Raw genomic sequence first — 23,894 nt, 5'->3', positions numbered from 1 at the left:
TATGTCCCGTCGCGACCAGATCCGCATGACGCCCGACGAGCTCACCGCGTTCCTCGACGAGCAGAAGGTCATCAACGTCGCGACGATGGGCCCGAACGGCCGTCCGCATCTGGCGCCCCTCTGGTACTACCCGCACGAGTCCGGCGTCGCAACCTGGACTTATGGCACGTCGCAGAAGGCGAAGAACCTGGAGCGTGACCCGCGCGCCACCGTGCTCATCGAGGACGGCGACAGCTACGACAAGCTGCGCGGGGTCTCACTCGAAGCCGATGTCGAGATCGTCACCGAGACGGCCGTGGTCACGCAGATGGGTGTCAACCTCATGCAGCGCTACGCGGGCGCGAAGCCGGGGGACCCGGTTCCGGACGAGCTCACGGGCTTCATCGGCAAGCAGGCCCCGAAGCGGATCGGGCTGATTTTCACGCCGACCAAGATCGTGAGCTGGGATCACACGAAGCTCGGCGGGACGTACTGACAGGTAGGTAGTACTAGCAAGTAACTGTTACTTCCGGTAACGTCATCTGGGCACGAACGCCTCGAAGTGGAGGATTGCCAGATGACCGAGCGAGTCAAGGTCGTGATCGTGGGCACCGGGTTCTCCGGGCTCGGCCAGGCCATCCAGCTCGAAAAAGCCGGAATCCGGGACTACGTCATCCTGGAGAAGGCGGACGAAGTCGGCGGTACTTGGCGGGACAACTCGTACCCCGGCTGCGCCTGCGACGTGCAGTCCCACATGTACTCGTTCTCCTACGAGCAGAACCCCGACTGGTCGCGGTCGTTCTCGCCGGCGCCGGAGATCTTCCAGTACCTCAAGGACGTCACCGACAAGTACCGACTGCGCCGCAAGATCCGGTTCGGCGTCGAACTCACCGGCGCCACCTGGGACGACACCACGCGGCGCTGGCACGTCCACACCAAGGCGGGCAAGGACATCGAGGCCCAGTTCGTCGTCTCCGGCGTCGGCGGCCTGCACATCCCGCAGCTCCCCACGCTGCCCGGGATCGAGAACTTCAAGGGCCAGACCTGGCATTCCGCGCAGTGGAACCACGAATACGACCTGCGCGGCAAGAAGGTCGCCGTGGTCGGCACCGGCGCCAGCGCGGTCCAGTTCGTCCCGCGGATCGCCCCCGAGGTCGACGAGCTGACGCTGTTCCAGCGCACGCCGCCGTGGATCATGCCGAAGCCCGATCACGCCATGCCTCGCTGGGCCAAGACCGCGTTCCGCCGGATTCCCGGCGTACAACGGCTTTACCGCAACGCGCTCTACTGGTTCCTCGAAGTGCGCGCCGTCGGCTTCAACGGCCACCCCGCGATCATGAAGGCGGGTGAGGTGATCGCGAAGCGCCACATCGGCAAGGCCATCAAGGACCCCAAGCTGCGCAAGAAGGTCACGCCCGACTACACCATGGGCTGCAAGCGGGTACTGATCTCCAACGACTACTACCCGGCGATCAATCAGTCCAATGTGGACGTCAACACCGACGGCGTTCGCGAGGTCAAGGCGCACAGCGTCGTCGACGGCGACGGCGTCGAGCACGAGGTCGACGCGATCATCTACGGCACCGGGTTCAAGGTCACGGATGCCTTGGAATACCTGGACATCACCGGGATCGACGGCCGCGACCTCGCCAAGGAATGGGCGACCGAGGGGATGCGCACGCACAAGGGCATCAGCGTCTCCGGCTTCCCCAACCTGTTCTTCCTCCTCGGCCCCAACACCGCGCTGGGCCACAACTCCGTGGTGTTCATGATCGAATCACAGGCGCGCTACGTCGTCGACGCGATCAAGCTCGCCGACTCGCGCGGCGCCGAGGCGCTCGACGTCCGTGCCGGTGTCCAGGAGAAGTTCCAGCGCGAGATCCAGGACAAGCTCGTCAAAGGCGTGTGGACCCAGGGTGGCTGCAAGAGCTGGTATCTCGACGCCAAGGGCGTCAACCGCACGATCTGGCCCGGGTTCACCTGGCGCTACTGGCTCGAAACCCGCAAGGTCGACCCGAGCGACTTCGAACTCAGCGGGCGGGCGTCATGACGGACCACGAGCAGATCGTCCTGCACGCACGCGACGTCAAGTTCGACTGGGGATCGTTGCCGATGCACTGGATCCCCGGCGAACCGCAGGCGACGCACACGATCAATGTGCTGCATCTGGCGCTGCCGGAAGGCGAACGCTGGTTCGTCGAGGTGTTCAAGCAGGCCGTACCGCTGATCCGCGACGAACGACTCAAGGAAGACGTCCTCGGCTTCATCGGCCAGGAGGCCATGCACGCCGAGGCACATGACGGCGCCGCCGAACACCTCGAAGCGGCCGGCGTGCACGTGCGGCCGTTCATCGCGCAGATGGAATGGATGTTCCGCCGCCTGCTCGGTGATCGCCCGCTGTCCGCCAAGCGCCGTGAGGAATGGCTGATCGAACGGCTCGCCATCGTCGCCGCGATCGAGCACTACACCGCGTTCCTCGGCCAATGGATCCTCGACGCCGAAGCACTCGACGCCGCCGGTGCCCACCCGACGATGCTGGATCTCCTGCGCTGGCACGGTGCCGAAGAGGTCGAGCACCGCTCTGTCGCCTTCGACCTGTTCATGCACCTCGACGGTCGCTACGGCCGCCGCGTCCGCAGCATGATCGTGGTGACCCCGGTGCTCGCCTGGGTCTTCTTGCGAGGCACCAGGTTCCTCATGAAGAACGATCCGACGCGGCCGGGCAAGACGAGTTTCCGGACCTATCTGCGCGTCGCGAAGCTCGGGCTGCTGCCCTCGGGAAGGCAGCTGCGGCGCGAAATCCTGCCGTATTTCCGGAAGTCCTATCACCCGACCGAAACCGGCGACACCGATCAGGCCGTCGCGTATCTCGCGAATTCCCCGGCCGCGCTGGCCGCCGACGGACCACGATGACGCGCCCGCTGCGGCTCGACGGCAGCGGGCGGACCGACCGCGCGATGGCGTCGCTGACCGGTGTCGTCGCGCTGTATCGCAGGCTCAGCGGGATGAGCGGGCGCCGTCGTCCCCCGGTACTCGCCGTCGACCGTGCTCTCCCGCTGGTGGTCGACGACGTCCGCACCGAAGCCGAAGGCGTCGTCAGCCTCCGGATGGTGCACGAACGCGGCGAGGTTCTGCCGCGCTGGCGGCCCGGCGCGCACGTCGACCTCTCGCCGCGGCCGGGGCTGGTCCGGCAGTACTCACTGTGCGGCGACCCGGACGACCGCTCGGTCTACCGCGTCGGCGTCCGGCTGCTCGGCGAGGGATCCACGGCGGTGCACGGATTGAAGAAGGGCGCGCGGATCACCGTGCGGGGACCGCGCAACGCGTTCCCGTTCGTCGCGAGTCCGTCGTATCTGTTCGTCGCGGGCGGCATCGGGATCACGCCGATCCTGCCCATGGTGCGGCAAGCCGCCGCCTCCGGCGCGGACTGGCGCTTGGTCTACACCGGCCGCGATCGGGCCTCGATGCCGTTCGTGGAGGAATTGGCCCAGATCGAGGCACTCTTTCCCGCCGAGAGCTCATCTGCGCTGTCCGGCGACCGCGTCTGGATCCGGCCGGACACCGAATACGGCATCCCCGCCTCGGGCGCGGAACTCCTCGAAGGCATGCCCGAACAGGCGCCGATCTACTGCTGTGGCCCCGTTCCGATGATCGTCGGCGTCCGGACGGACGCGGCACCGCGCACGTCCGGTCCGGTCTTTTTCGAGCGGTTCTCGACGCCACCGATCGTCGGCGGCGAACCGTTCCGGGTCACCTTGGCCCGCAGTGGCGTCACGCTGGCCGTGCCTGCCGACCGGACGACGCTCGACGTCCTGCGCGAAACCGTGCCCGGTATCGCGTATTCGTGCCGTCAGGGGTTCTGCGGGACCTGCGAGCTGCCGACGGTGACCGGCGACCGCGTCCGAATCTGCGTCGAACGCGAGCCGGTCGCCCTCGATCTCTGAGCCGTCAGGATTCCTTGGGGATCCAGGAGCCGATCACCGGCTTGAACTCGCGCACGGACCGCTCCGCGACGACACCCTCGAGGTGGTACGGATCCTGGTCGATGATCTCCCGCAGTGCCGCCTCGTCCGCCGCCTGGTACATCGAGATGCCGCCGGAGCCGTCGCCCAGCGGGCCGCCGAGCGCGACGACGCCCTGGTCGGCGAGGCGGGAAAGGAATTCCCGGTGCCGGGGACGCACGTCCGCCAGCTTCTCCTGCACGTACGTGATCTCCACCAGGAACCAGGCCATCGACATCTCCAAGGTCGTTCCAACAGACGCCTCAGCTTCTCAGGATCCGATCAGGCAGGACTCCCGCCCCACCCGATACGCTGATCGAGCGCCACGCACAGGTTGTGCTTCAAAGGGGTAAATGAACAGGTAGGGGTACATGCTCGAGGGCAACGCGGAACGCAGTGTCGAGGTGACCCTCGGCCATCTGCGCACCATGGACGGACCGGTCACGCCACCGCCGCCTGCGGCACCACTGACCCTCGAGGATCTCTATCGCCAGCATCGGATGCGGCTCGTCCGGTTGGCCATCCTGCTCGTGGACGAACCGGCCACCGCCGAGGACGTCGTGCAGGAGGCGTTCACCGGGCTGCACCGCAACTGGGGACGGCTGCGCGACGCCGCCGCGGCCGTCGGCTACCTGCGCACCGCCGTGGTCAACGGATCACGCAGCGTGCTGCGCCGCCGCAAGACCGCTCGCGAGTACGTCGCGCCGCACGCGGTCAACGCGCGTTCGGCCGAAAGCCTCGCCATGCTGTCGAGTGAACATCAGGCCGTGGTGAGCGCTTTGTCCAAACTGCCCCCGCGTCAGCGTGAAGTTCTGGTACTCCGTTACTACGGTGGGCTGAGTGAGGCCGAGATCTCCGAGGCCGCCGGTATTTCCAAAGGTACCGTGAAGTCAACCGCCAGCCGGGCGCTGGAGGCACTGCAGAAAGCGATGCAGTCGCCGAACTGACACCCGGCCTCACTCTCGAGCGCTGGGTTGTGCCGCCATGCTTGGTCCAGACCAATATATGCTGGGGGGCGTGAGAGGCGCCGGAGATTTCGTGATCGTGGGCGGCCGGGTCGTCGCCCCGGACCGTGTACTCGACGACGGCTGGCTGGCTATCGCCGGCGGCAAGATCGTCCAAGTCGGGTCCGGGACACCCCCGGACATCGACCGCGTCCCTGTCGACGGGTGCCTGGTCGTGCCGGGTTTCATCGACACCCACTGCCATGGCGGCGGGGGCGGGTCGTTCTCCAGTGCGAACCCCGAGGAGCTGTATCGCGCCGTCCGCGCGCATCGGCGACACGGGACCACGACCATGCTCGGCAGTCTCGTCTCGGACCCCATTCCGGTGCTGCGAGACCAGATCGCGGCCCTTCGAGAGCTGGTCCAAGAGGGTGAACTTGCCGGCATTCACCTCGAAGGACCCTTCATCTCGAAGGCGCGCTGCGGGGCACACGATCCGGCGACGCTGATCGAACCGGACACGGCGACGGTCAACGCGCTGCTCACCGCGGGCCGCGGTGACATCCGGATGGTCACCCTCGCCCCCGAACTGCACGGCGGGATCAAGGCGGTCCGGCAGCTGGCCGAATCGGGCGTCATCGCCGCCATCGGGCACACCGACGGCGTCGAGGACCAGATCATCCCGGCGATCGACGCCGGCGCCTCCGTCGCGACACACCTCTTCAACGCCATGCGCCCGCTCCACCACCGCGAGCCGGGCCCGATCGGCGCGCTCCTGGACGACGAGCGGATCACCGTCGAGCTGATCTGCGACCTCGTCCACGTGCATCCCACGGTGCTGCGGCTGGCCGCGCACCACGCGGGCAAGGGCCGGACGGTGCTCATCACCGACGCCATGTCGGCCACCGACGCCGCCGACGGCAGCTACATCCTCGGCCGCCTCGAGGTCGACGTCCGTGACGGGGTCGCCACGCTGGCCGGGAACGGCTCGCTGGCGGGCAGCACGCTGACCATGGACGCGGCCTTCCGCAACCTCGTCCGCGGCGCGGGTATCGACCTGCTCGACGCCGTCCGCGCGACCTCCGGCAGGCCTGCCGAACTGCTCGGCATCGCCGACCGGACCGGGTCGCTGCGCGCCGGTCTCGCGGCCGACGTCGTGGTGCTCGACCGCGACCTGCGACCGGCCAAGGTGCTGCGCCAGGGCGAGTGGGTCAAGGACGAGGCGGCGGCTACATTGAGCGCCACGGCCCCGCTGAGCGGCGCGGTCGAAGGTGGTGTGTCGGTCAGCGACGGGTAGCGGCGAGAGGAGTCCGGATGAGCGAGCCCAAGGACCCGGAAAAGCTCCTGGCCGACGCCTTGCGCGCTCAAGCCGTCTTCGCGCCTTCCACTGAGCGGATCACCGAGACTTCTACCGAGAAACCGGTCGAATCGGACACCGAGAGTAGTTCCGACGGCTCGGAGAATCCCGACTCGTCTCCGGGAGAACACGAACTTCCGCTGCAGTACGGGTTGCTGTCCGGCGCGAGTGCCGACTCGCTCGAACGCGAGCGCGTCGCATTGGAGGACGCGGAAACGGCCAGGCTGACGGAGCGGCCGACGCCGCCTCCGGCCCCTTCGCCCGGCAGTGCGCCCCTGCCCGCGCACTGGGTGTTGCTGCTGGCCGTGCTGCTGGGACTGGCGGCCGGTTCGGTGATCGGGCTGCTCACACTGATCTGAGCCGCCTTCCCCGTCGGGTCAAGCCACTCAGCGTCACCCTGTACCGTTTTGGTGTGATCCTGGCGCAGAACAACGTGACGACGATGGGGCTCCTGCCCGAGTGGCTGGACCCGATGCACCTGCTGAACGGGCTGACCGTCCCGGTCATCACCGTGCTCTGCCTGATCATCTTCATCGAGAGCAGCGTCTTCCCGGTGCTGCCCGGTGACTCTCTGCTGTTCACCGCCGGCCTGCTGATCGCCTCGGACAAGATCCAAGCCCCGCTGTGGCTGGTCTGCTTGCTGGTCACCGTCGCGGCCCTGCTCGGCAACCTGCTCGGCTACGGCCTCGGCTGGAAGGTCGGCCCCTGGCTGTTCCGCAAGCCGGACTCGAAGTTCTTCAACAAGAAGTACGTCGACCAGACCCACGCCTTCCTGGAGAAGCACGGGCCGAAGGCGGTCGTGCTGGCGAGGTTCGTGCCGTTCGTGCGGACGTTCATCACCTGGATCGCGGGCATCGGCAAGATGGACCCGAAGAAGTACTTCACCTACACCGTCATCGGCGGCATCCTGTGGGCCGCCGGGATCACCGCGCTCGGCCACCTGCTCGGCGACATCCCGTTCATCCGGGACAACATCGACGCGATCTTCATCCTGATCGTGCTGGTGTCGGTGGTGCCGATCGTGCTCGAGTACGTGAAGTCGCGCCGCGAGAAGAAGCACGGCGCCACCGCGACCGGCATCGTCGCCGACACCGCCGAGGACATCACGCAGCAGATCCCGCGGATCCGCGACTGACCCGCTCGGTCGCCCCGTTCACGCAATGAAGGGGCCTTTCATCGCAAATCTTGCGATGAAAGGCCCCTTCATTGCGCTAGAGGGAGAACATCGAGCCCGGGTTGAAGAGGTTCCCCGGGTCCAGCGCCTGCTTGATCTGGCGGTGCACCTTGAGCCCGACTTCGCCGATCTCCTTGGCGAGCCACTCGCGTTTGATCCGGCCAATGCCGTGCTCGCCGGTGACCGTCCCGCCCAGTGACAGGCTGACGTCCAGAATCGCGTCGAAAGCCTTCTGAGCGCGGGCGAACTCGTCCTCGGAGTCCGGCGCGTAGACGATCGTCGGGTGCATGTTGCCGTCACCGGCGTGGCCGACGACGGCGATCCGCAGCCCCACCTCTTCGCTGATCCGCTCGCATCCGGCGATCAGTTCGGCGATCCGGGTGCGCGGCACGCAGACGTCGTCGGTCAGCCAGACGCCGTACAGCTCCAGCGCGGTGAGCACGACCCGCCGCACCTGCAGCAGCATCTTGCCCTCTTCGAGATCGTCGGTGGCGTAGGCGAGATCCGCGCCGCAGTCGACGCAGATCTGTTCCAGCGCCGCGAGTTCCCGCCGCGCGACCTCGCCGCCGGAGTCGGATTGCGCGAGCAGCAAGGCCTTGCAGTCCGTTCCCGCGCCGACGTCGGCCTTGAGATAGGTCTCGGCGGCTTTGATGGACGTCGCGTCCATGATCTCCAGCAGCGACGGCACCAGCCCCTCGCGCACGACTCGCGCGACGGCTTCCCCGGCGGCTTCCGTGCTGCTGAAGCCCGCGACGAACGTGGAAGGCAGCTGCGGCAACGGTTTCAGCGCCACTGTCGCCTGCGTGATCACGCCGAGCGTGCCTTCGCTGCCGACGAAGAGCCGGGCGAGGTCGTAGCCCGCGACGCCCTTCACCGTGCGGCGCCCGGTCTTCAGCACCGACCCGTCGGCGAGCACGACTTCCAGGCCCAGTACGGAGTCCGTGGTGACGCCGTACTTCACACAGCACAGGCCACCGGCGTTGGTGGACAGGTTGCCGCCGATGGTGCACCAGTCGTAGCTGGACGGGTCCGGCGGGTAGAACAGGCCGTGCTTCTCCACCGCGTTGCGGAAATCGAGGTTCACCACGCCGGGCTGCACGACGGCGAGCCGGTTGGCCGCGTCGATCTCGACGACCTGGTCGAGTTTGGTCAGCACCAGCATGACGCAGCCGTCGATCGCGTTCGCGGCGCCGGACAGGCCACTGCCGGCGCCGCGGGGCACGATCGGCACCCCGAACTCCGCACAGGCCTTGACCACGGCCTGCACACCCTCCACATCGGACGGCAGCACCACCGCGAGTGGCTTGCCCGCCGAGGCCAGCGGCATCATGTCGCGCGAGTAGGCGTCCGTGACGTCGGAGTCGGTGAGCACCGCGGCCTTTCCTAGGTGCTCACGGAGGCGGGTGACCAAGGCTTCGTTGCTCATACCTCCATCGTAAGCGCATCAGATCCGCACTGCGGAATTTTTCTTCCGGTTAAGGAGAATGAAGGCCTGTACCCCTGTATAGACGAGCACGGCGACGCCTGCCCATGCGGTGACGTGCACACCCTGCGTGAAGGCTTCGCGAGCCGACTCCAGGAGCGCTTCCCCTTCCGCGGGAGCGAGCTGTTGCGCCGTGGCGACAGCACCACCGAGCGTGTCCCGCGCGGATTCGGCCGTACCCTCCGGCAGGCCGGCGCGGTAAACCGCGGTCGCGACGCTGCCCAGGATCGCGGTGCCGAGCGCACCGCCCAGCTCGAACCCGGTCTCGGAGATCGCCGACGCCGCGCCGGCCCGCTCGGCCGGAGCGGCCGAGACGACCAGGTCGTTCGTCAGCGTTTCCGACAGGGCGACACCGCCCCCGAGCAACGTGAACGACACCACTACGTAGGCGAGTCCGCCGCCGGACGAGACCTGGGTCAACGCCAGGAACCCGACCGCGGCGACCAGCAGGCCGCCACTGACCAGCACGGAAACCCGGATCCGCTTCGCGAGCCAGGCCGCGAGAAGCGCACCGGCGACACCGGCGACCGTCGCCGGGAGCAGCCACAGCGCGGCGACGACCGGGGTCAGTCCCAGCACCAGCTGCAGATACTGCGGCACCAGGAACAGCAGACCGACCATGGCGAACACGCCGAGCATGTTCGTCACGACGGAGGCACTGAAGGCCCGGTTAGAGAACAGTTTCAAATCGAGCATCGGCTCGTCGAGGTGGTTCTGCCTGCGCACGAACACGACGCCGAGCGCGAGACCGATCAGGACACTGATCGCGGCTTTCCCGGTGAAGCCGTGTTCGGCGATCAGCTTGATGCCGTAGACCACCGGCAGCATCGCGGCCAGTGACAGCAGCGCCGACAGCGGGTCGAAGCGGCCCGGCTTCGGGTCACGCGCCTCCGGCAGCACGAACGGCCCGACGATCAGCAGCACCAGCATCACCGGGACGTTGATGAGGAACACCGAACCCCACCAGAAATGCTCCAGCAGCCAGCCGCCGAGCACCGGCCCGACCGCCATCCCGCCGGAGAACCCGGCGCTCCACACGCCGATCGCGATCCGGCGCTGTTTGGCGTCGAGGAAGATGCTGCGGATCAACGACAACGTCGACGGCATCAGCGTCGCACCGCCGACACCGAGCAACGCGCGGGCGATGATCAGCATGAACGCGCTGGTGGAGAAGGCCGCGAGGACCGAGGCGGCACCGAACGCGGCGGCGCCGGCGAGCAGCAGCTTCCGGCGGCCGATGCGGTCACCGAGGGTGCCCATCAGCACCAGCAGCCCCGCCAGCATGAACGAGTAGATGTCGACGATCCACAACTGTTCGGCACCGGTGGGCGCCAGATCCTCGGACAGGAACGGCAGCGCGAAGCCGAGCACCGTCATGTCCACGCTGATCAGCAGCACCGGAAGCACCAGTACCGCCAACGCCCACCACTGCTTGCGCCCCGCCATGGCGCACTCTCCTCAATTAGGTAAACCGTCTGGACGGTACAGTTACCGCCCTGATCGAAAGTAAACCGTCCAGACGGTATAGTCAACTGATATGGCGAAGCCCTCAGCGAAGGAACGGATCCTCGACTCGTACGAGGAGATCCTCATCGACCAGGGCCCCGGCGTGGTCACGCTCGAAGCCGTCGCCGCGAAGGCCGGGGTGTCCAAGGGTGGCCTGCTCTATCACTTCGGCTCGAAGGACGCCCTGGTCGAAGGCCTGATGGAGCGACTGCTCCGGCTCACGGACGAGGACATGGCACAGGCAAGGCAAGCGCCCGAGGGCGTCGTGTCGTACTACCTGCGCACCGCGATCACCGACGTCACGATGCGCAAGCCGCTGCATCGCACGAGCATGGCGACGATCCGGATCCTGCTGAACGAACCGCGGGTCACCGAGGCCGTGAAGGTCTGCAACCAGAAGGTCCACGACATGATCAGCGAGCACGTCGACGATCCGCTGACCGCGGAACTGGTCATCCTGGTGGGCGATGGCCTCTACCTGCGGGCCGCGATCGACGGCGAGGACCCGAGTCACCTGCTCGACCGGGTAGACGAGATCATCGCCCGCATCCACCCCTGACACCCCGCTCCTTCACGCATTTAGTCCTCTGAATGCGGGTCACATCTGAAGGCCGTAGACGCGCTCGATCGGGATAGTCAGCAGGACACGCTGGTCGGCGACCATGGCGTCGCGGAACTCATCCCAGTCCAGGTGCTCGCCGCGAGCCCGCCGGTAGTGATCCACCAGCGCGTCGACGGTGGCGTCGTCCCGGGCGGCGGCGGTCGGTGTCAAGACGGCGGGACCCTCGACGACAACGTAGCCATCGCCGCTTTCGGTCGACACATGGAAGGTCGCCCTCGGGTCGCGGCGGAGGTTCTTGGTCTTGGCGCGCGGCGCGGTGATCGAGATCAGGATCGCGCCGGCGTCCGCGTCGTAGAGGTAGTTGACGGTCGACAACTGGGGCCTGCCGTCGCGCTTGATGGTGGCGAGGGTGCCGAAGTCACGGTCGGCGAGGATCGCGTAAAGCGCGGAGTCGGTCATGACTCCATCAAAGCGCGACGAGCCTGACTTGTTCCAAGCCGGACAAAAGCCCTGCTCAGCGGGCCAAGACGGGCGAATCGGACAAACATGCACGAATAAATGTGCTTGCATGCGGCAACTAAAGTGTTGTCCGACACACAAGGTCACTTTCTCCTTGCGAAGCACTCTCGAGAGGAACATCCTTGCTCTAGGCAACTAGTTGCAGTGACCAAGCAACCGGCGAGAGAGACCCCCATGACACCCACGACACCCGGCACCAGGTCGAAGGCCGACCTCGATCTGGCCGACACCCTCGGGCATGAGCTCGTGCGGCTCGTGCGCCTGGTCAACCGGGCGAAGTCCCAGGTGTCCAAACAAGGGCCGGACGGCATCGAGCGGGCCGCGTACGCGATCCTCTTCTGCCTCATCCACGTCGGTCCCCAGCGGACCAGCAAGCTCGCCGAGTTCCTGCACTCCGAGATCTCGACCATCAGCAGGCAGTCGAGTTCTCTCGTCCAGCACGGGCTGGTCGAGCGCCTGGCCGACCCCGAAGACGGCCGCGCCTGCCTGCTCGCACCGACCGCCGAAGGTCTCCGGGTCTTCGAGGAGAACCGCAAGCAACGGAATCAATGGCTCGCCGAGGTACTCGGCGAGTGGTCCGACGCCGACCGCGAAACCCTCAACTCGCTGTTCCACCGGCTGAACGACGACCTCGAAAAAACATCTCCACAGTTCGCCGACCCCGCGTCGGCGTCGAAGGCCAAGGGGGCCTGAAGCAATGAGTTCCACCGTAGAAAGTCCGCCAGCCATCCAAGAAGACGGTCCCCGGCTCAGTCACCGTCAGATCGTCACGATCCTGATCGGCCTGATGTCGGGCATGTTCCTGGCGGCACTCGACCAGACGATCGTGGGCACCTCGATCGTCCGGATCGCGAACGACCTCAACGGGTTCGACCTGCAGGCCTGGATCACCACGGCCTACCTCATCACCTCGACGATCGTCACGCCGATCTACGGCAAGCTGTCCGACATCTACGGGCGCAAGCCGTTCTACATCGCCGCGATCTCGATCTTCCTGATCGGCTCGATCGCCTCGGCGTTCGCGACGTCGATGTACGAGCTGGCCGCGTTCCGCGCGATCCAGGGGCTCGGCGCAGGCGGTCTGATGTCGCTGGCGATGACGATCATGGGCGACATCGTGCCGCCGCGGGAACGCGCCCGCTACCAGGGTTACTTCCTCGCCGTGTTCGGTATCTCCACCGTGCTCGGCCCGGTGCTCGGCGGGTTCTTCGCCGACTTCGACAAGCTCGGCAGCGTCTTCGGCTACGACATCGCCGGCTGGCGCTGGGTGTTCCTGATCAACGTGCCGATCGCGATCGTCGCGCTGTTCGTCGTCGCCCGCGTCCTCAACGTGCCGCACCAGCGCCACGATCACAAGATCGACTGGTGGGGCGGGCTCGCGCTCGTCGTCGCCGTGGTGCCGTTCCTGATCGTCGCCGAGCAGGGCAACAAGTGGGGCTGGGGCTCGCAGAACGCGATCATCTGCTACGTCATCGGCTCGATCGGCGTCGTCGCCTTCATCTTCATCGAGAAGCTGATGAAGGACGCCGCGCTGATCCCGCTGCGGCTGTTCAAGAACTCGACCTTCACGGTCGCGATCATCGGCGGCGTCATCGTCGGTGTCGCGATGTTCGGCGCGATCATGATGATCCCGCAGTACATGCAGGTGGTTCTGGAGTTCTCGCCGACCGAGTCGGGGCTGCTGATGATCCCGTTGATGGCCGGCATCATGAGTGGTTCGATCATCTCGGGCCAGATCACCAGCAAGACCGGTCGCTACAAGGTGTTCCCGGTGGTCGGCACGCTGCTGATCGCGGCGGGCTCGTTCTTCTTCGCGCAGGTCGAGTACAACAGCGCGCTGTGGCACCCGCTGGTCGCGGCCGCGATCATCGGTCTCGGCCTCGGTGCCTGCATGCAGACGCTGATCATCGCGGTGCAGAACGCGGGCCCGCGCAGCGACATGGGCGTCTCGACCGCTTCGGCGACGTTCTTCCGGCAGATCGGTGGTACCGCGGGGGTCGCGGTGTTCCTGACGATCCTGTTCAACGTCCTGCCCGGCAACATCACCAAGGCGTTCGGCGGCAACGCGCCGACCGGACCCCAGGCGGCGGCGCTCGGTGACCTGCAGTCGAACACGAGCGGTATCGCGAGCCTGCCCGAGGCCATCAAGACCCCGGTGCTGATCGGCTTCACCGAGTCGATCACGACGGTGTTCTACGTGGCGGGCGCGGTCGCGCTGCTGGCGACGCTGGTGCTGATGTTCATGAAGGAGATCCCGCTGCTCGGCGGCTCGGCGCCCTCCGCGGCTTCGGCCCTCGAAGGCGGCGAAGCCCTCCTGGAAGAGGACGAGACGCCTGCCGAGAAGACGGTCGTGACCGCGCCTGCCGAGCCCGGCAAGCACGCGCTGACCAACGGCAACGGCAACGGGGTGTTCCGGGCGGGATCCGCCCAGATCACCGGGCACGTCCGCCGGGACGACGCCACGAACGTCGCGGGTGCGGCACTGACCCTGATCGACCACAACGGCAATCAGGTCGCCAGGACGCACACGAACGAGAACGGCGTGTACTCGTTCACCGGCATCGTCGGCGGGCGGTACACGATCGTCGCCAGCGGTCGCTGGTTCCGGCCGGTCGCGGCGACGCTGACCGCCACCGGCGCCGGCGTGCTGCGCCACGACGTCGAACTGGTCAGCACGATCCTGCTGAGCGGGGTCGCCCGTACCGACGGGGACCGGGTGGTGCCGGACGCGCGGATCACCGTGCTCGATTCCTCGGGCGGCGTCGCCGCCGTGGCGAGGACCGACGCGGAGGGCAACTACACGGTCAGCGACCTGCCCGCCGGGACGTACACGGTGATCGCGAGCGGCTACCCGCCCGCCACCAGCCGGGTGGACCTGCTGGGCGGTGACCAGGCCGAACACGACGTCCGGCTGGGCTACGACCAGGCGCTGGACGAACTCGTCGACCACTCCTGAGGCTGAGATGAAGGGGCCTTTCATTGCGAAATTCGCGATGAAAGGCCCCTTCATCGCGCTTGAGGGAAGCGTGACCGGGCCTTTCGGACACCCCGATTCCATGGTTCGGCCGCGTGTGGTTCGCCGGGAACACGTAGGCTCGCGTCGTGAGTGAGGTGTACACCGAGGCCGCGGGCATCGGCGTGAGCTGGCTCGACACCGCCGGGCCAGTGCTCGTCTGGGTGATCGTGCTCAGCTTCATCTTCGTGGAGTGCGCGCTGATCATCGGGCTGTTCCTGCCCGGCGACTCCCTGCTGTTCGCGGCCGGGGTCGTCCTCGCGCAGCACGGCTCCGACCTGAACGCGTGGCTGCTGTCGGCCGCCGCACTGCTCGTCGCGATCCTCGGCAACCAGGTCGGCTATTACATCGGCCGGTCGACCGGCACGAAACTGATCGCGCGGCGCGGCGGCAAGGTGCTGAACCGGCACAATCTCGACCGTGCCAGGGCGTTCCTGGATCGCAAGGGTTTCTTCGCCATCGTGGCCGCGCGCTGGATCCCGTGGATCCGCACGCTGGCGCCGCTGATCGCGGGAACCGCGCGGATGGATCCGCGCCGGTTCGCGCTCGCGACGGCGCTCGGCGGGCTGCTTTGGGTGCCGACGCTGGTGTTGCTCGGCTACTACGGTGCCGGCCTGCTGGACGAACTGCCGTGGGTCAAGACCGTCGCGCTCTGGGTCAGCGTCGCGTTCTTCGTGGTGGGCACGGCTTACGGCGTGATCCGCTATCGCCAGGAGATGCGGCGCCCCGCCGAAGAGGTCGAAGACCCCGCCACCACCTAGACCTCGGGGTCGGCCCAGATCTCCAGCTGGATGCCGTCGGGGTCGCGGAAGACGATGACCGTGGAGCCCTCAAGCGTCCGTGAGCCCTTCGACGGCGTGTAGACGACGCCGTATTCCGAGAGCCGCGCCTCCCACTCAGCCAATTCCGACCGCGAAGAGACCTTGAACGCCACGTGGTCCAGACCGGTGCGCCGTTCGTCGAATCGCGGCCGCTCGGTGTCCTGGTGCTCGACCAGCACCACCGCGAAACCCTCGCTCGGCGAGCGCAGCACGACCTTCCGCAGACCCGTCTCCGGGTCTTCGCGACGCGTGAACTCCTCGAGTTCGAGCACTCGGGCGTACCAGGGCACGCTCCGGTCCACGTCGGTCACGGTGAGTGCCAGGTGGTGCACAGACATGAGCTTGGACATCGGGGATGACCGTCCTGATCAAGAAGCTGGGGACGCCACCAGGGTGACACAGGCGCATCGGACGCCGAGGTGATCCGCCGACTTCCCACATGAATCGTGATATCGACCGGGAAACAGTGTTAAAACGTGGCTGAACCGCACGCGGACCCGATATCGCCCCGTGACCGCTCCGTGGCCCGGGTCGTCAACGCCCGCCGCCGACGGTCAACACCGTCCCGGTGGTGTAGGAAGCGACCGGGGAAAGGAGCCACAGCACGGCTTCCGCGACTTCGCTCGGCTCGCCGGCGCGTCCCATCGGAATGGTCGGGGCGATCCGGTCCATCCGGTCGGGCAATCCCGCCGCGGCGTGCAGTCCGGTATGGATCATCCCCGGTGCGACCGCGTTGACCCGGATGGATTCTTTCGCGACTTCTTGCGCCACGCCGTAGGTCATCGTTTCGACCGCGGCCTTGGTTCCCGCGTAATGGACCCATTCCCCGGGTGATCCGGTCCGCGCCGCGGTGGAGGACACCGTGACGATCGCGCCGCCCGCGCCGCCGTACCGGGTGGACATCCGGCGGATGCCCTCGCGGACGCACAGGAAAACGCCCGTGATGTTGACATCGACCACGCGACGGACGACGTCCACGTCGTACTCGTCAAAACGGCCGGGAGTGTTGCCGGTGATGGCCGCGTTCGCGACCACCCCGGCGAGCGGGCCGAGTTCGACGGCCGCGTCGAACAGGCCGACCACGTCCTCTTCGGACGCGACGTCACCACGCCGGGCGATCGCCTGGACGCCGTGCCGCCGGACGCGCGAAGCGACGTCTTCGGCCGCTTCGGCGTCGCCCGCGTAGTTGACGACGACGTCGTAACCGCGCGCGGCGGCCAGTTCGCAGACCGCCGCGCCGATGCCCTTGCTGCCGCCCGTCACGACGAGAACGCCGGTCATATGGCGAAGTTGACCAGCGGAAGGTTCTCCAGGACCAGGTCAGCGCGGCCGCTGGTCGACGCGATCAGATCGGCGTTGCGCTGATCGGAGCCGAGTGCGCGGCGACGCGCTTCGACCAGCGAGCGGCCGTAACGACGGTGCCGCGACACGAGCCGCTCGATGCGCTCGGGTTCGTCCGGCGCGAGGAACCACGACTCGGCGAGGATCGGCTTCACGCCGCTCCACGGGTCGTCCTGCAGGAGAAGATAGTTGCCCTCGGTGATGACCAACGGGACGTCCGGGGTGACCGCGACGGCACCGGCGATCGGCTCCTCGATCTCACGGCGGAACTCGGGCGCGTAGACCGTCTCGCGGCCTTCGGCGAGCCTGCGCAGCAGGTGCACGTACCCGGCGGCGTCGAAGGTGTCCGGCGCGCCTTTGCGCTCCGCCCGGCCGAGCCGCTGCAGTTCCACCTGCGCCAGGTGGAAACCGTCCATCCCGACCACGGCCGCCCTCGTGCCCAGCGCCTTCGCCAGGCCCCAGGCCAGCGTCGTCTTACCGGACGCGGGGGCGCCGACGATCCCGAGCACGCTGCGCTGTCCCGGCTTCGCCAGCGTCTGAGCCCTGCTCAACAGGTCCTCGAACACCGATGGCATGGCTGTCATGGCAGTCCCTCTCCCCTCTTCGCGACCGAAGCCGTCCACGACCTCGGTCCTTCATGCCGCACCCGTTCGGCGGCCACCTCGTTGGCGAACTCGATCCAAGCCTGGAGGCCTCCCAGGCCCCTGGCGACCGCGTACGCGAAAGCCCCGTGCCAGACGTCGCCCGCGCCAAGCGTGTCACGCGCCCGGGTGACGGGGACGGGAACCGCACCGGATCCTTCCGCCGTCGTCCAGCGCACCGGTTCCGGTCCCGCCGTGGTGATCACGACCGGTACGCCGTACTCGCGAGGATCATCCCCACGGTAGAGAGACGAGCACGCGGCGATGTCGACCAACGGCAGGAGTTCGCCGAAAACCGGCTTCCAGCTCCCCGCGTCGAGCACCACCGGCACCTTCCGCTCCCGCGCCCAGCGCGCCACGTCGAGGGCGACCTCCGGATGATGCCCGTCGAGGAGGACACACCTGGGCATTTCGTCCTCTAAACGCGGTAGTTGCGCGTGCAAGGAACGCATCGAGAGGACTAAACGCGACGAAGCGTGGGCGTTGCGCGAGACGACGGTGCGCTCACCGTCGGACTCACGGACGACGATGGCGCTGATCGCCGGCGGATCGGGCTGTTCGGGATCGAGGTCGACGAGGTCGACGCCGTGCGCATCGAGGTCGGCGCGGGCGAGTGCGGCCAGCGGGTGCGCACCGGCGACCGTGAGGAGCGTCGCCTCGGCGCCGAGCGCGGCCACGGTCACCGCCGCGTTCGTCGCCGGCCCCCCGGCGGCGACGTCCATCGACAGCGAACGCACCTTCTCACCCGGCGCCGGGATCTCGGCGACACGCTGAACCTGGTCGACGGTGCACAGGCCCGCCAGCAGCACTCTCACTCGCTACAACCCGGTGTGCACAGCCGAAGCGACCTCTTCAACCTCGCCGTTCTCGCCGATCTTCAACGCGCCGGTGAGCAGGCCGACGACCTGGTTCATCGTGTGCGTCTTCGGCGAGACGACCGCGACGCGCTTGCCGAGACGGTGCACGTGGATGCGGTCCGCGACATCGAACACATGCGGCATGTTGTGGCTGATCAGCACCACCGGCAGGCCGCGTTCGCGGATCCGGTTGATCAGGTCGAGCACCTTGCCGGATTCGGCGACGCCGAGCGCGGCGGTGGGCTCGTCCATGATCACCGCCTTGGTGCCGAACGCGGCCGCCCGCGCGACCGCGACACCCTGGCGCTGCCCGCCGGACAGCGTCTCCACCGGCTGGGCGATGGATTTGATGTTGATGCCGAGTTCGTCCAGGATCCGCTGCGCCTCGTCCCGCATGGCGGTCCGGTCGAGCTTCCGGAACACCTTGCCGAAGATGTCCTGACGCCGTTTTTCCCGGCCGAGGAACATGTTCGACGCGATGTCGAGCGCCGGCGCGACGGCGAGATCCTGATACACCGTCTCGATCCCGTAGTGGCGAGCGTCCAACGGGGATTTGAAGTGGACGGTCTGACCGTCCACTTTGATCTCACCGGCGTCCGGGATCACCGCGCCCGAAAGGGCTTTGATGAGGCTCGACTTCCCGGCACCGTTGTCGCCGACGACGGCGAGCACCTCGCCGGGGAACAGTTCGAAGTCGGCGCCGTCGATGGCGGTCACCCGGCCGTAGCGTTTGACCAGTCCCTGTGCGGACAACGTCGGTGTCGTCATGACTGCTGCCTCCTCGCGAAACGGTCGACGCAGACGGCGCCGATGAGCAGGGCACCGGTGGCGACGTCCTGGTAGAGCGCGTCCACGCCGAGCTGGGTCAGCCCGGACCGCAGTACCGCGACGACCAGCGCGCCCATCATCGTGCCGAGAACCGAACCCCGGCCGCCGAACAGACTCGCGCCACCGAGCACCACCGCGGTGATGGAGTCGAGGTTGCCGAGCTGGAACGCGTTCGGGTCGGCGTTCGGCACGCGGCCGAGCGCCTGCCAGGCGGCGATCCCGACGATCACCCCGGCGACGATGTACACCGAAAGAATGGTGCGGTTGACCTTGATCCCGGACAGCCGCGCGGATTCCGGCGCGTTGCCGACCGCGTACACGTGCTTGCCCCACGGCGTCCGCGTGAGCGCGTACCAAAGCCCCAGGTACATCAGGAAAGCCAGCGTCATGCCGTAGGTGATCGGGATGCCGCCGAACAGGTACCGGCGGGTGCCGAGCCATTTGAGCAGTTCGTCGGCGACCGGGACGGCCTGACCGCTCGCGAACAGTTTCGCGGCCGCGGTGAGCACCGTCAGCAGACCGAGCGTGACGATGAACGGCGGCAGTTTGATCCGGGTGACCAGGGAGCCGGTGACCATCCCGATCACCACCGTCGCCACGATTCCCAGCAGTAGCGCCCAAATCCCGGAGACGCCGTCGACAACGAGCTTCGCCATGATCAGCGTCGCGAGCACCATCGCGGCCGCGTTGGCCAGGTCGATACCGGCGGTCAGGATGATCAACGTCTGCCCGAGCGCGAGCGTGCCCACCACCAGGGACTGTTGCACCACAAGGGAAAGGTTGTCGAGGTCGAGGAAGGTGTCGGTCGAAAGCGAGAACACCACGATCGCGACGAGCAGGGCCAGCGCGGGCCCGACCGCGGGCGCGCGCAGGAAGAACTCACCGATGGTCGGGCGTTCGTTCGTCTTGAGGGTCGCGGTGGTCATTTCGTCCCCCAGCAGTTCTCGAGGCCCCACTTGGTGTCCTGGCTTTCCACGCCGGGAATCGGCTTGTCGGTGATCACCGCGGAACCGGTGTTCACGAATCCGCTCGGCTTCTTGCCGGTCTTGGCGTACTCGACGGCGGCGAGCACACCCTGCTCGGCCATCTTCTTCGGGAACTGCATGACCGTGGCGGCGTACTGGCCGTCGCGCACGTTCTTGACGCCTTCGCAGCCACCGTCGATGGAGCCCATCACGACCTGGTTCACCAGGCCGCGGGCCTGGAGCGCGGCGTAGGTGCCTCGGCCCATCGGCTCGTTCATCGTGTAGACGGCGTTGATGTCGGTGGTGCGCTGCAGCAGGTTCTCGACGCCCTGCTGGGCGAGGCTCTGGTCACCGTTCGCGGGTGTCTTGCCCTTGATCTCCGGCGAGGCGTCGGTCAGCCCGATGCCCTTGAGGAACCCGGTGTGCCGCTGAGTGTCCACTGTGGATCCGGCGGTGCCGTCCACCATGAACAGCTTCGGCGGCTTGCCCGCGAGCGCGGCCTTGACGTACGCGCCTTGCTGACGTCCGGCCTCGAAGTTGTCCGTGGCGAAGGTGGCGTCGACGGCGGTGTCGGGTTCGGTCGCGGTGTCGAGCGCGATGACCAGCACCCCGGCCTTGCGGGCGCGGTCGATGGCGTCGAGCACACCGGTCGAGGAACTCGGCGTGATCAGGATGGTGTTCGCACCCTGCTGCATGAGGTTCTCGATGGCCCGGACCTGGCCGTCGTTGTCGCCGTCGAATTGGCCGGCAAGAGCGCTGAAGTCCGCGCCGTTCGACTCGGCGGCGGCCTTGGCGGCCGCTCTCAACTCGACGAAGTAGGGATTGGTGTCGGTCTTGGTGACCAGGCCGACCTTGGCCTTGCCACCGCCACCGGTCTTCGACCCGCCACCCCAGTGGCGTTCGACCGTGCACCCGGCCGTGGCCACCGTAAGCGCGGCTGCCAGGGCTAGCGCTAGGAGACTGCGCTGTCTCATGGGGGATGCCCTCCGATTCAAGGCTATCGGCGATGGACGGGAAGGTAGACAGGGTTATGCTCACTCGCAAGCGTTTGCGCAAACGCTTGCAGCAGACCTGATCGAGGATTGGTAATGCCGCCGTCACGCTCCTCCCGTCCCACCCAACGCGACATCGCCGAACTGGCGGGCGTCTCCATCACGACCGTTTCGCATGTGGTCAACGGGACGAGGGCGGTCGCCGAGGAGACCAAGGCCGCGGTGCTCCGGGCGATCGAGCAGACCGGCTACACCGGTGACGCCATCGCCCGTTCGCTGGTCACCGGCGGGACGCGGTCGATCGGCGTCGCGATCTCCCTCCTGGCGAATCCGTATTTCGCGGTGCTCATCCAGGCGATCGAACGCGAAGCCGCGGCGGCGGGGTACACCGTCCTGCTGGCGGACACCCACGACACGGTCGACACCGAGCGTGAGACGGTCCGGACACTGCGTTCCCGCCGGGTCGACGGGCTGCTGATCACGCCCTCGCCCGGCGACGGTTCGGTGATCGGCGAACTCGTCTCGCTCGACGTCCCGACCGTGCTCATCGACAGGCTCTCCACGCGCACCGACGTCGACCAGGTCGGCGCGGAGAACATCCAGTCGACGTCGGCGCTGACGGCGCATCTGGCGTCGCTCGGGCACCAGCGGATCGGCATGATCAGCGGCGCGGCCGGGCTGAGCACCAGCGAGGAGCGGATCCTCGGCTACCGGCTGGGACTCGGCCGTTCGGGGCGGACCTGGTCGGAGGAACTGGTCGCCTGCGGGCAGTCGTCGCGGGCGGGCGGAGCGCTGGCGTTGAGCACGCTGCTCGCGCTGCCGGAACCGCCGACGGCACTGGTGGTCGGCAACGACAGCATGATGGTCGGGGTGCTGCACGAGCTGAGCCGCCGAGGCATGCGAGCCGGGATCGACCTGCCCGTCGTGGTCTACGACGACGTCGAGTGGGCAGACCTGGTTGATCCGCCGCTGACCACGATGGCGCAGCCGATCGAGGAGATCGGCACGCAGGCCGTCCGCCTGCTGCTGTCCCGGATCAACGACCCCACACGCAAGGCCCAGACGCTCCGGATTCCGCCTACGCTCCGCCACCGTGCGTCCTGCGGCTGCGCGCACGTTCACTCACATTGATGATTGTTGGGCGACTTTCCGGTCTCGCGGCCGAGCGACGCCCCGTCAGCCGTTACCTTCATTCAAGCTCGGATGAAGGCGTGGATCGATGACGGCATTGTCCCCGGCGTTACCCCTGTGGGAGGACACCCCTGTCACCCACCGGTTCGGGGTGGCCATGGCGATGCACGCGAACCCCTATTCGGGTGAACTCATCCGCGCCATCCGCCGCGCCGGGCGCCGTCACGGCTGCGAGATCACCCTCGCCGACACTGGCGACAGCGTCGCCAACGAGGCCGCGGTCATCCGCGAGCTGCGGGCGGACCGCGTCGACGGCGTCCTGCTGGTTCCCGCGGCGGGCGACGAGGCGGTGATCAACGGATTGGTCCGGATGGGCGTGCCGACCGTCCTCGTCGACCGGATGGCCGGACGCAACGACGTCGACCAGGTCGGCTCCGAGAACATCCAGGCCGTCTGCGCGCTCGTGCGGCATCTCGCGGGGCTGCGGCACCGCAAGATCGGCTTCATCGCGGGCGAAGAAGGCATGACCACCTACGAGGAGCGCGCGCTGGGCTACCGGCTCGGCCTCGGCCGCTCCGGCATCCGATGGACGTCGCAACTGGTCGCATGCGGGCAGTCGACCCCGGGTGGAGCGGCCGCCGCCACCGCGAAACTGCTCGACAGCTGGCCCTCGCCGACAGCGCTGGTGGTGGCGAGCGAGGCGATGATGATCGGCGTCCAGTACGAGGCGCACCGGCTCGGCATCCGGATCGGGCGCGACCTCGCGATCGTCGGGTACGGCGACATGGAGTGGGCGGGCCAGGTGACCCCTGCGGTGACCACGATGGCGCAGCCGATCGAGGAGATCGGGCGCAAGGCCGTCGAACTCCTGCTCGCCCGGATCACCGACCCTGAGCGACGACCCGAATCCGTACGGCTCGCGCCGCGCTTCATACACCGTCAGTCCTGCGGCTGCTGAGTCACAAGTCGCTGGTCAGAACGCCGCCGCCGGGTGAAGATGGCGGAATGACCGAGCTGTGGACCGTGCACACCGCCGACCTCGACGCCGCCGTGCTGGAAGCAGCGCGCGCCCTGCTCGACGACGCCTTCGACGGCGATTTCAGCGACAACGACTGGGAAAACGCCCTCGGCGGCATGCATACGCTGATCTGGGAGGGCGGCGAGCTGATCGGGCACGCGTCACTGGTCCAGCGACGGCTCGTACACGAGGGCCGGGCACTCCGGACGGGGTACGTCGAGGCGGTCGCCGTCCGCTCCGACCACCGTCGGCGCGGTCACGGCGCCGCGATGATGGACGCGCTGGAGCGGGTCCTGCGGAAGGCGTACGACCTCGGTGCGCTTTCGGCGTCCGAAGACGCCCTGGAGTTCTACGAGTCGCGCGGCTGGCTGCTGTGGCGGGGACCTTCGTCGGCCATGACACCTTCGGGCGTGAAGGCGACGAAGGAGGACGACGGGTCGATCCACGTGCTGCCGGTGGGGGTCACCCTGGACCTGGACGGGGAGATCACCTGCGACTGGCGCTCCGGCGATGTCTGGTGACCCGCATTTAGAGGACTGAATGCGGGAGACGAACGGGTACTCGCTCACGAGGCCCCGCCCGCTTTTCGCGAGGTAGGCGTAGGTGCTCTTCGCTGAGTTCCGGAAGGCCATCACGAGCCTCCGCAGCCCCACCAGTCACGCGCTCCCCGGTACTTGGACGGAAGGGCGGCGGTGGGTCGTGGGGGGAGGGGGGGGTTAGGGGGTGGGTTGGGGGGGGGAAAGAGAAACACGCCCCAACCAA

The 23,894-nt window shown here is 67.6% G+C and carries 26 protein-coding genes; 15 read left to right on the top strand and 11 right to left on the bottom strand.

The features are described from left to right. Position 1 precedes the first annotated feature (1 nt). From ACZ54P_RS03020 to ACZ54P_RS03005, 4 genes are all read left to right on the top strand, one after another. Positions 2–475, top strand: a complete 474-nt coding sequence (locus ACZ54P_RS03020) for a pyridoxamine 5'-phosphate oxidase family protein (RefSeq protein WP_465459873.1) — start codon at positions 2–4, stop codon at positions 473–475. Positions 476–556: 81 nt separating this feature from the next. Beyond that, entirely contained in the window at positions 557–2,029 is a 1,473-nt protein-coding gene (locus tag ACZ54P_RS03015; protein WP_465459872.1) for a flavin-containing monooxygenase, read from the top strand. Next, positions 2,026–2,892: a metal-dependent hydrolase gene (locus tag ACZ54P_RS03010; RefSeq protein ID WP_465459871.1), complete on the top strand. Its 867-nt coding sequence runs from the start codon at positions 2,026–2,028 to the stop codon at positions 2,890–2,892. The genes ACZ54P_RS03015 and ACZ54P_RS03010 overlap by 4 nt, the downstream gene beginning before the upstream one ends. Further along, positions 2,889–3,923, top strand: coding sequence for a PDR/VanB family oxidoreductase (locus ACZ54P_RS03005; RefSeq protein WP_465459870.1), 1,035 nt, complete (start codon positions 2,889–2,891; stop codon positions 3,921–3,923). The genes ACZ54P_RS03010 and ACZ54P_RS03005 overlap by 4 nt, the downstream gene beginning before the upstream one ends. A 4-nt stretch (positions 3,924–3,927) precedes the next feature. Here the strand turns inward: ACZ54P_RS03005 and ACZ54P_RS03000 are convergent, their stop codons facing one another. Next, on the bottom strand, positions 3,928–4,212 hold the full coding sequence (locus ACZ54P_RS03000) for a YciI family protein (protein ID WP_465459869.1): 285 nt from the start codon (positions 4,210–4,212) through the stop codon (positions 3,928–3,930). 139 nt (positions 4,213–4,351) lie between these two features. On the opposite strand from ACZ54P_RS03000, the gene ACZ54P_RS02995 reads away from it, so the two are divergent. From ACZ54P_RS02995 to ACZ54P_RS02980, 4 genes are all read left to right on the top strand, one after another. Beyond that, complete coding sequence (locus tag ACZ54P_RS02995; RefSeq protein ID WP_061981841.1) at positions 4,352–4,927, top strand: SigE family RNA polymerase sigma factor; 576 nt, start codon at positions 4,352–4,354, stop codon at positions 4,925–4,927. A 91-nt stretch (positions 4,928–5,018) separates the two neighbouring features. Beyond that, complete coding sequence (nagA, locus tag ACZ54P_RS02990; protein WP_465460225.1) at positions 5,019–6,221, top strand: N-acetylglucosamine-6-phosphate deacetylase; 1,203 nt, start codon at positions 5,019–5,021, stop codon at positions 6,219–6,221. A gap of 17 nt (positions 6,222–6,238) precedes the next feature. Then, positions 6,239–6,640 (top strand): hypothetical protein, encoded by a 402-nt coding sequence (locus tag ACZ54P_RS02985; protein ID WP_465459868.1) that lies wholly within the window; start codon positions 6,239–6,241, stop codon positions 6,638–6,640. Positions 6,641–6,693: 53 nt separating this feature from the next. Beyond that, complete coding sequence (locus ACZ54P_RS02980; RefSeq protein WP_465459867.1) at positions 6,694–7,416, top strand: DedA family protein; 723 nt, start codon at positions 6,694–6,696, stop codon at positions 7,414–7,416. A gap of 76 nt (positions 7,417–7,492) precedes the next feature. On the opposite strand, the gene ACZ54P_RS02975 is transcribed toward ACZ54P_RS02980, so the two are convergent. Then, positions 7,493–8,881, bottom strand: coding sequence for an FAD-binding oxidoreductase (locus ACZ54P_RS02975; protein WP_465459866.1), 1,389 nt, complete (start codon positions 8,879–8,881; stop codon positions 7,493–7,495). Positions 8,882–8,899: 18 nt separating this feature from the next. Beyond that, a complete protein-coding gene (locus tag ACZ54P_RS02970) occupies positions 8,900–10,384 on the bottom strand; it encodes an MFS transporter (RefSeq protein ID WP_465459865.1) in 1,485 nt (494 codons plus the stop codon). A 91-nt stretch (positions 10,385–10,475) separates the two neighbouring features. Here ACZ54P_RS02970 and ACZ54P_RS02965 point away from each other — a divergent pair, with 91 nt between their 5' ends. Beyond that, the gene (locus tag ACZ54P_RS02965; RefSeq protein ID WP_465459864.1) at positions 10,476–11,003 is read left to right on the top strand and encodes a TetR/AcrR family transcriptional regulator; all 528 of its coding nucleotides are present in this window, start codon (positions 10,476–10,478) and stop codon (positions 11,001–11,003) included. 39 nt (positions 11,004–11,042) lie between these two features. Here the strand turns inward: ACZ54P_RS02965 and ACZ54P_RS02960 are convergent, their stop codons facing one another. Beyond that, the gene (locus ACZ54P_RS02960; protein ID WP_465459863.1) at positions 11,043–11,465 is read right to left on the bottom strand and encodes a PPOX class F420-dependent oxidoreductase; all 423 of its coding nucleotides are present in this window, start codon (positions 11,463–11,465) and stop codon (positions 11,043–11,045) included. A 234-nt stretch (positions 11,466–11,699) separates the two neighbouring features. Here ACZ54P_RS02960 and ACZ54P_RS02955 point away from each other — a divergent pair, with 234 nt between their 5' ends. From ACZ54P_RS02955 to ACZ54P_RS02945, 3 genes are all read left to right on the top strand, one after another. After that, a complete protein-coding gene (locus ACZ54P_RS02955) occupies positions 11,700–12,218 on the top strand; it encodes a MarR family winged helix-turn-helix transcriptional regulator (protein WP_465459862.1) in 519 nt (172 codons plus the stop codon). A gap of 4 nt (positions 12,219–12,222) precedes the next feature. After that, positions 12,223–14,481 carry an MFS transporter gene (locus ACZ54P_RS02950; RefSeq protein ID WP_465459861.1) on the top strand — a complete coding sequence of 753 codons (2,259 nt, stop codon included), beginning with the start codon at positions 12,223–12,225 and terminating at the stop codon, positions 14,479–14,481. Between the two features lie 146 nt (positions 14,482–14,627). Then, positions 14,628–15,299, top strand: coding sequence for a DedA family protein (locus tag ACZ54P_RS02945; protein ID WP_465459860.1), 672 nt, complete (start codon positions 14,628–14,630; stop codon positions 15,297–15,299). On the opposite strand, the gene ACZ54P_RS02940 is transcribed toward ACZ54P_RS02945, so the two are convergent. From ACZ54P_RS02940 to ACZ54P_RS02910, 7 genes are all read right to left on the bottom strand, one after another. After that, the gene (locus tag ACZ54P_RS02940) at positions 15,296–15,709 is read right to left on the bottom strand and encodes a VOC family protein (RefSeq protein WP_465459859.1); all 414 of its coding nucleotides are present in this window, start codon (positions 15,707–15,709) and stop codon (positions 15,296–15,298) included. The genes ACZ54P_RS02945 and ACZ54P_RS02940 overlap by 4 nt on opposite strands. A 184-nt stretch (positions 15,710–15,893) precedes the next feature. Beyond that, positions 15,894–16,640: an SDR family oxidoreductase gene (locus ACZ54P_RS02935; protein WP_465459858.1), complete on the bottom strand. Its 747-nt coding sequence runs from the start codon at positions 16,638–16,640 to the stop codon at positions 15,894–15,896. Continuing rightward, a complete protein-coding gene (locus ACZ54P_RS02930) occupies positions 16,637–17,284 on the bottom strand; it encodes a nucleoside/nucleotide kinase family protein (protein ID WP_465459857.1) in 648 nt (215 codons plus the stop codon). Before ACZ54P_RS02930 ends, ACZ54P_RS02935 begins: the two co-directional genes overlap by 4 nt. After that, a complete protein-coding gene (locus ACZ54P_RS02925; RefSeq protein WP_465460224.1) occupies positions 17,281–18,150 on the bottom strand; it encodes a PfkB family carbohydrate kinase in 870 nt (289 codons plus the stop codon). Before ACZ54P_RS02925 ends, ACZ54P_RS02930 begins: the two co-directional genes overlap by 4 nt. Before the next feature lie 9 nt (positions 18,151–18,159). Continuing rightward, positions 18,160–18,966 (bottom strand): ATP-binding cassette domain-containing protein, encoded by an 807-nt coding sequence (locus ACZ54P_RS02920; RefSeq protein WP_465459856.1) that lies wholly within the window; start codon positions 18,964–18,966, stop codon positions 18,160–18,162. Beyond that, on the bottom strand, positions 18,963–19,952 hold the full coding sequence (locus tag ACZ54P_RS02915) for an ABC transporter permease (RefSeq protein ID WP_465459855.1): 990 nt from the start codon (positions 19,950–19,952) through the stop codon (positions 18,963–18,965). The genes ACZ54P_RS02920 and ACZ54P_RS02915 overlap by 4 nt, the downstream gene beginning before the upstream one ends. Further along, positions 19,949–20,965, bottom strand: a complete 1,017-nt coding sequence (locus ACZ54P_RS02910) for a substrate-binding domain-containing protein (RefSeq protein WP_465459854.1) — start codon at positions 20,963–20,965, stop codon at positions 19,949–19,951. Before ACZ54P_RS02910 ends, ACZ54P_RS02915 begins: the two co-directional genes overlap by 4 nt. Before the next feature lie 114 nt (positions 20,966–21,079). Here ACZ54P_RS02910 and ACZ54P_RS02905 point away from each other — a divergent pair, with 114 nt between their 5' ends. The 3 genes from ACZ54P_RS02905 to ACZ54P_RS02895 all read left to right on the top strand — a co-directional run bounded on the left by ACZ54P_RS02905 (position 21,080) and on the right by ACZ54P_RS02895 (position 23,653). Continuing rightward, positions 21,080–22,114: a LacI family DNA-binding transcriptional regulator gene (locus ACZ54P_RS02905; protein WP_465459853.1), complete on the top strand. Its 1,035-nt coding sequence runs from the start codon at positions 21,080–21,082 to the stop codon at positions 22,112–22,114. An 88-nt stretch (positions 22,115–22,202) separates the two neighbouring features. Then, entirely contained in the window at positions 22,203–23,072 is an 870-nt protein-coding gene (locus ACZ54P_RS02900) for a LacI family DNA-binding transcriptional regulator (RefSeq protein ID WP_465459852.1), read from the top strand. A 47-nt stretch (positions 23,073–23,119) separates the two neighbouring features. Next, positions 23,120–23,653, top strand: a complete 534-nt coding sequence (locus ACZ54P_RS02895) for a GNAT family N-acetyltransferase (RefSeq protein ID WP_465459851.1) — start codon at positions 23,120–23,122, stop codon at positions 23,651–23,653. Positions 23,654–23,894 lie beyond the last annotated feature (241 nt).

This window comes from Amycolatopsis sp. NPDC034160, from assembly GCF_055575355.1.
The sequence above is the reverse complement of the archived record's forward strand: the minus strand, read 5'-3'. Positions and strand labels throughout refer to the sequence as shown.

Bases quoted from the DNA above. Each gene is read 5' to 3' on its own strand.
- ACZ54P_RS03010 (WP_465459871.1), top strand. From the start codon at position 2,026: ATGACGGACCACGAGCAGATCGTCCTGCACGCACGCGACGTCAAGTTC.
- ACZ54P_RS02960 (WP_465459863.1), bottom strand. From the start codon at position 11,465: ATGACCGACTCCGCGCTTTACGCGATCCTCGCCGACCGTGACTTCGGC.
- ACZ54P_RS02920 (WP_465459856.1), bottom strand. From the start codon at position 18,966: ATGACGACACCGACGTTGTCCGCACAGGGACTGGTCAAACGCTACGGC.
- ACZ54P_RS02940 (WP_465459859.1), bottom strand. From the start codon at position 15,709: ATGTCCAAGCTCATGTCTGTGCACCACCTGGCACTCACCGTGACCGAC.
- ACZ54P_RS02955 (WP_465459862.1), top strand. From the start codon at position 11,700: ATGACACCCACGACACCCGGCACCAGGTCGAAGGCCGACCTCGATCTG.
- ACZ54P_RS03015 (WP_465459872.1), top strand. From the start codon at position 557: ATGACCGAGCGAGTCAAGGTCGTGATCGTGGGCACCGGGTTCTCCGGG.
- ACZ54P_RS02965 (WP_465459864.1), top strand. From the start codon at position 10,476: ATGGCGAAGCCCTCAGCGAAGGAACGGATCCTCGACTCGTACGAGGAG.
- ACZ54P_RS02930 (WP_465459857.1), bottom strand. From the start codon at position 17,284: ATGACAGCCATGCCATCGGTGTTCGAGGACCTGTTGAGCAGGGCTCAG.
- ACZ54P_RS02915 (WP_465459855.1), bottom strand. From the start codon at position 19,952: ATGACCACCGCGACCCTCAAGACGAACGAACGCCCGACCATCGGTGAG.
- ACZ54P_RS02970 (WP_465459865.1), bottom strand. From the start codon at position 10,384: ATGGCGGGGCGCAAGCAGTGGTGGGCGTTGGCGGTACTGGTGCTTCCG.
- ACZ54P_RS02905 (WP_465459853.1), top strand. From the start codon at position 21,080: ATGCCGCCGTCACGCTCCTCCCGTCCCACCCAACGCGACATCGCCGAA.
- ACZ54P_RS03000 (WP_465459869.1), bottom strand. From the start codon at position 4,212: ATGGCCTGGTTCCTGGTGGAGATCACGTACGTGCAGGAGAAGCTGGCG.
- ACZ54P_RS03005 (WP_465459870.1), top strand. From the start codon at position 2,889: ATGACGCGCCCGCTGCGGCTCGACGGCAGCGGGCGGACCGACCGCGCG.
- ACZ54P_RS02895 (WP_465459851.1), top strand. From the start codon at position 23,120: ATGACCGAGCTGTGGACCGTGCACACCGCCGACCTCGACGCCGCCGTG.
- ACZ54P_RS03020 (WP_465459873.1), top strand. From the start codon at position 2: ATGTCCCGTCGCGACCAGATCCGCATGACGCCCGACGAGCTCACCGCG.
- ACZ54P_RS02910 (WP_465459854.1), bottom strand. From the start codon at position 20,965: ATGAGACAGCGCAGTCTCCTAGCGCTAGCCCTGGCAGCCGCGCTTACG.
- ACZ54P_RS02935 (WP_465459858.1), bottom strand. From the start codon at position 16,640: ATGACCGGCGTTCTCGTCGTGACGGGCGGCAGCAAGGGCATCGGCGCG.
- ACZ54P_RS02900 (WP_465459852.1), top strand. From the start codon at position 22,203: ATGACGGCATTGTCCCCGGCGTTACCCCTGTGGGAGGACACCCCTGTC.
- ACZ54P_RS02950 (WP_465459861.1), top strand. From the start codon at position 12,223: ATGAGTTCCACCGTAGAAAGTCCGCCAGCCATCCAAGAAGACGGTCCC.
- ACZ54P_RS02985 (WP_465459868.1), top strand. From the start codon at position 6,239: ATGAGCGAGCCCAAGGACCCGGAAAAGCTCCTGGCCGACGCCTTGCGC.
- ACZ54P_RS02995 (WP_061981841.1), top strand. From the start codon at position 4,352: ATGCTCGAGGGCAACGCGGAACGCAGTGTCGAGGTGACCCTCGGCCAT.
- ACZ54P_RS02975 (WP_465459866.1), bottom strand. From the start codon at position 8,881: ATGAGCAACGAAGCCTTGGTCACCCGCCTCCGTGAGCACCTAGGAAAG.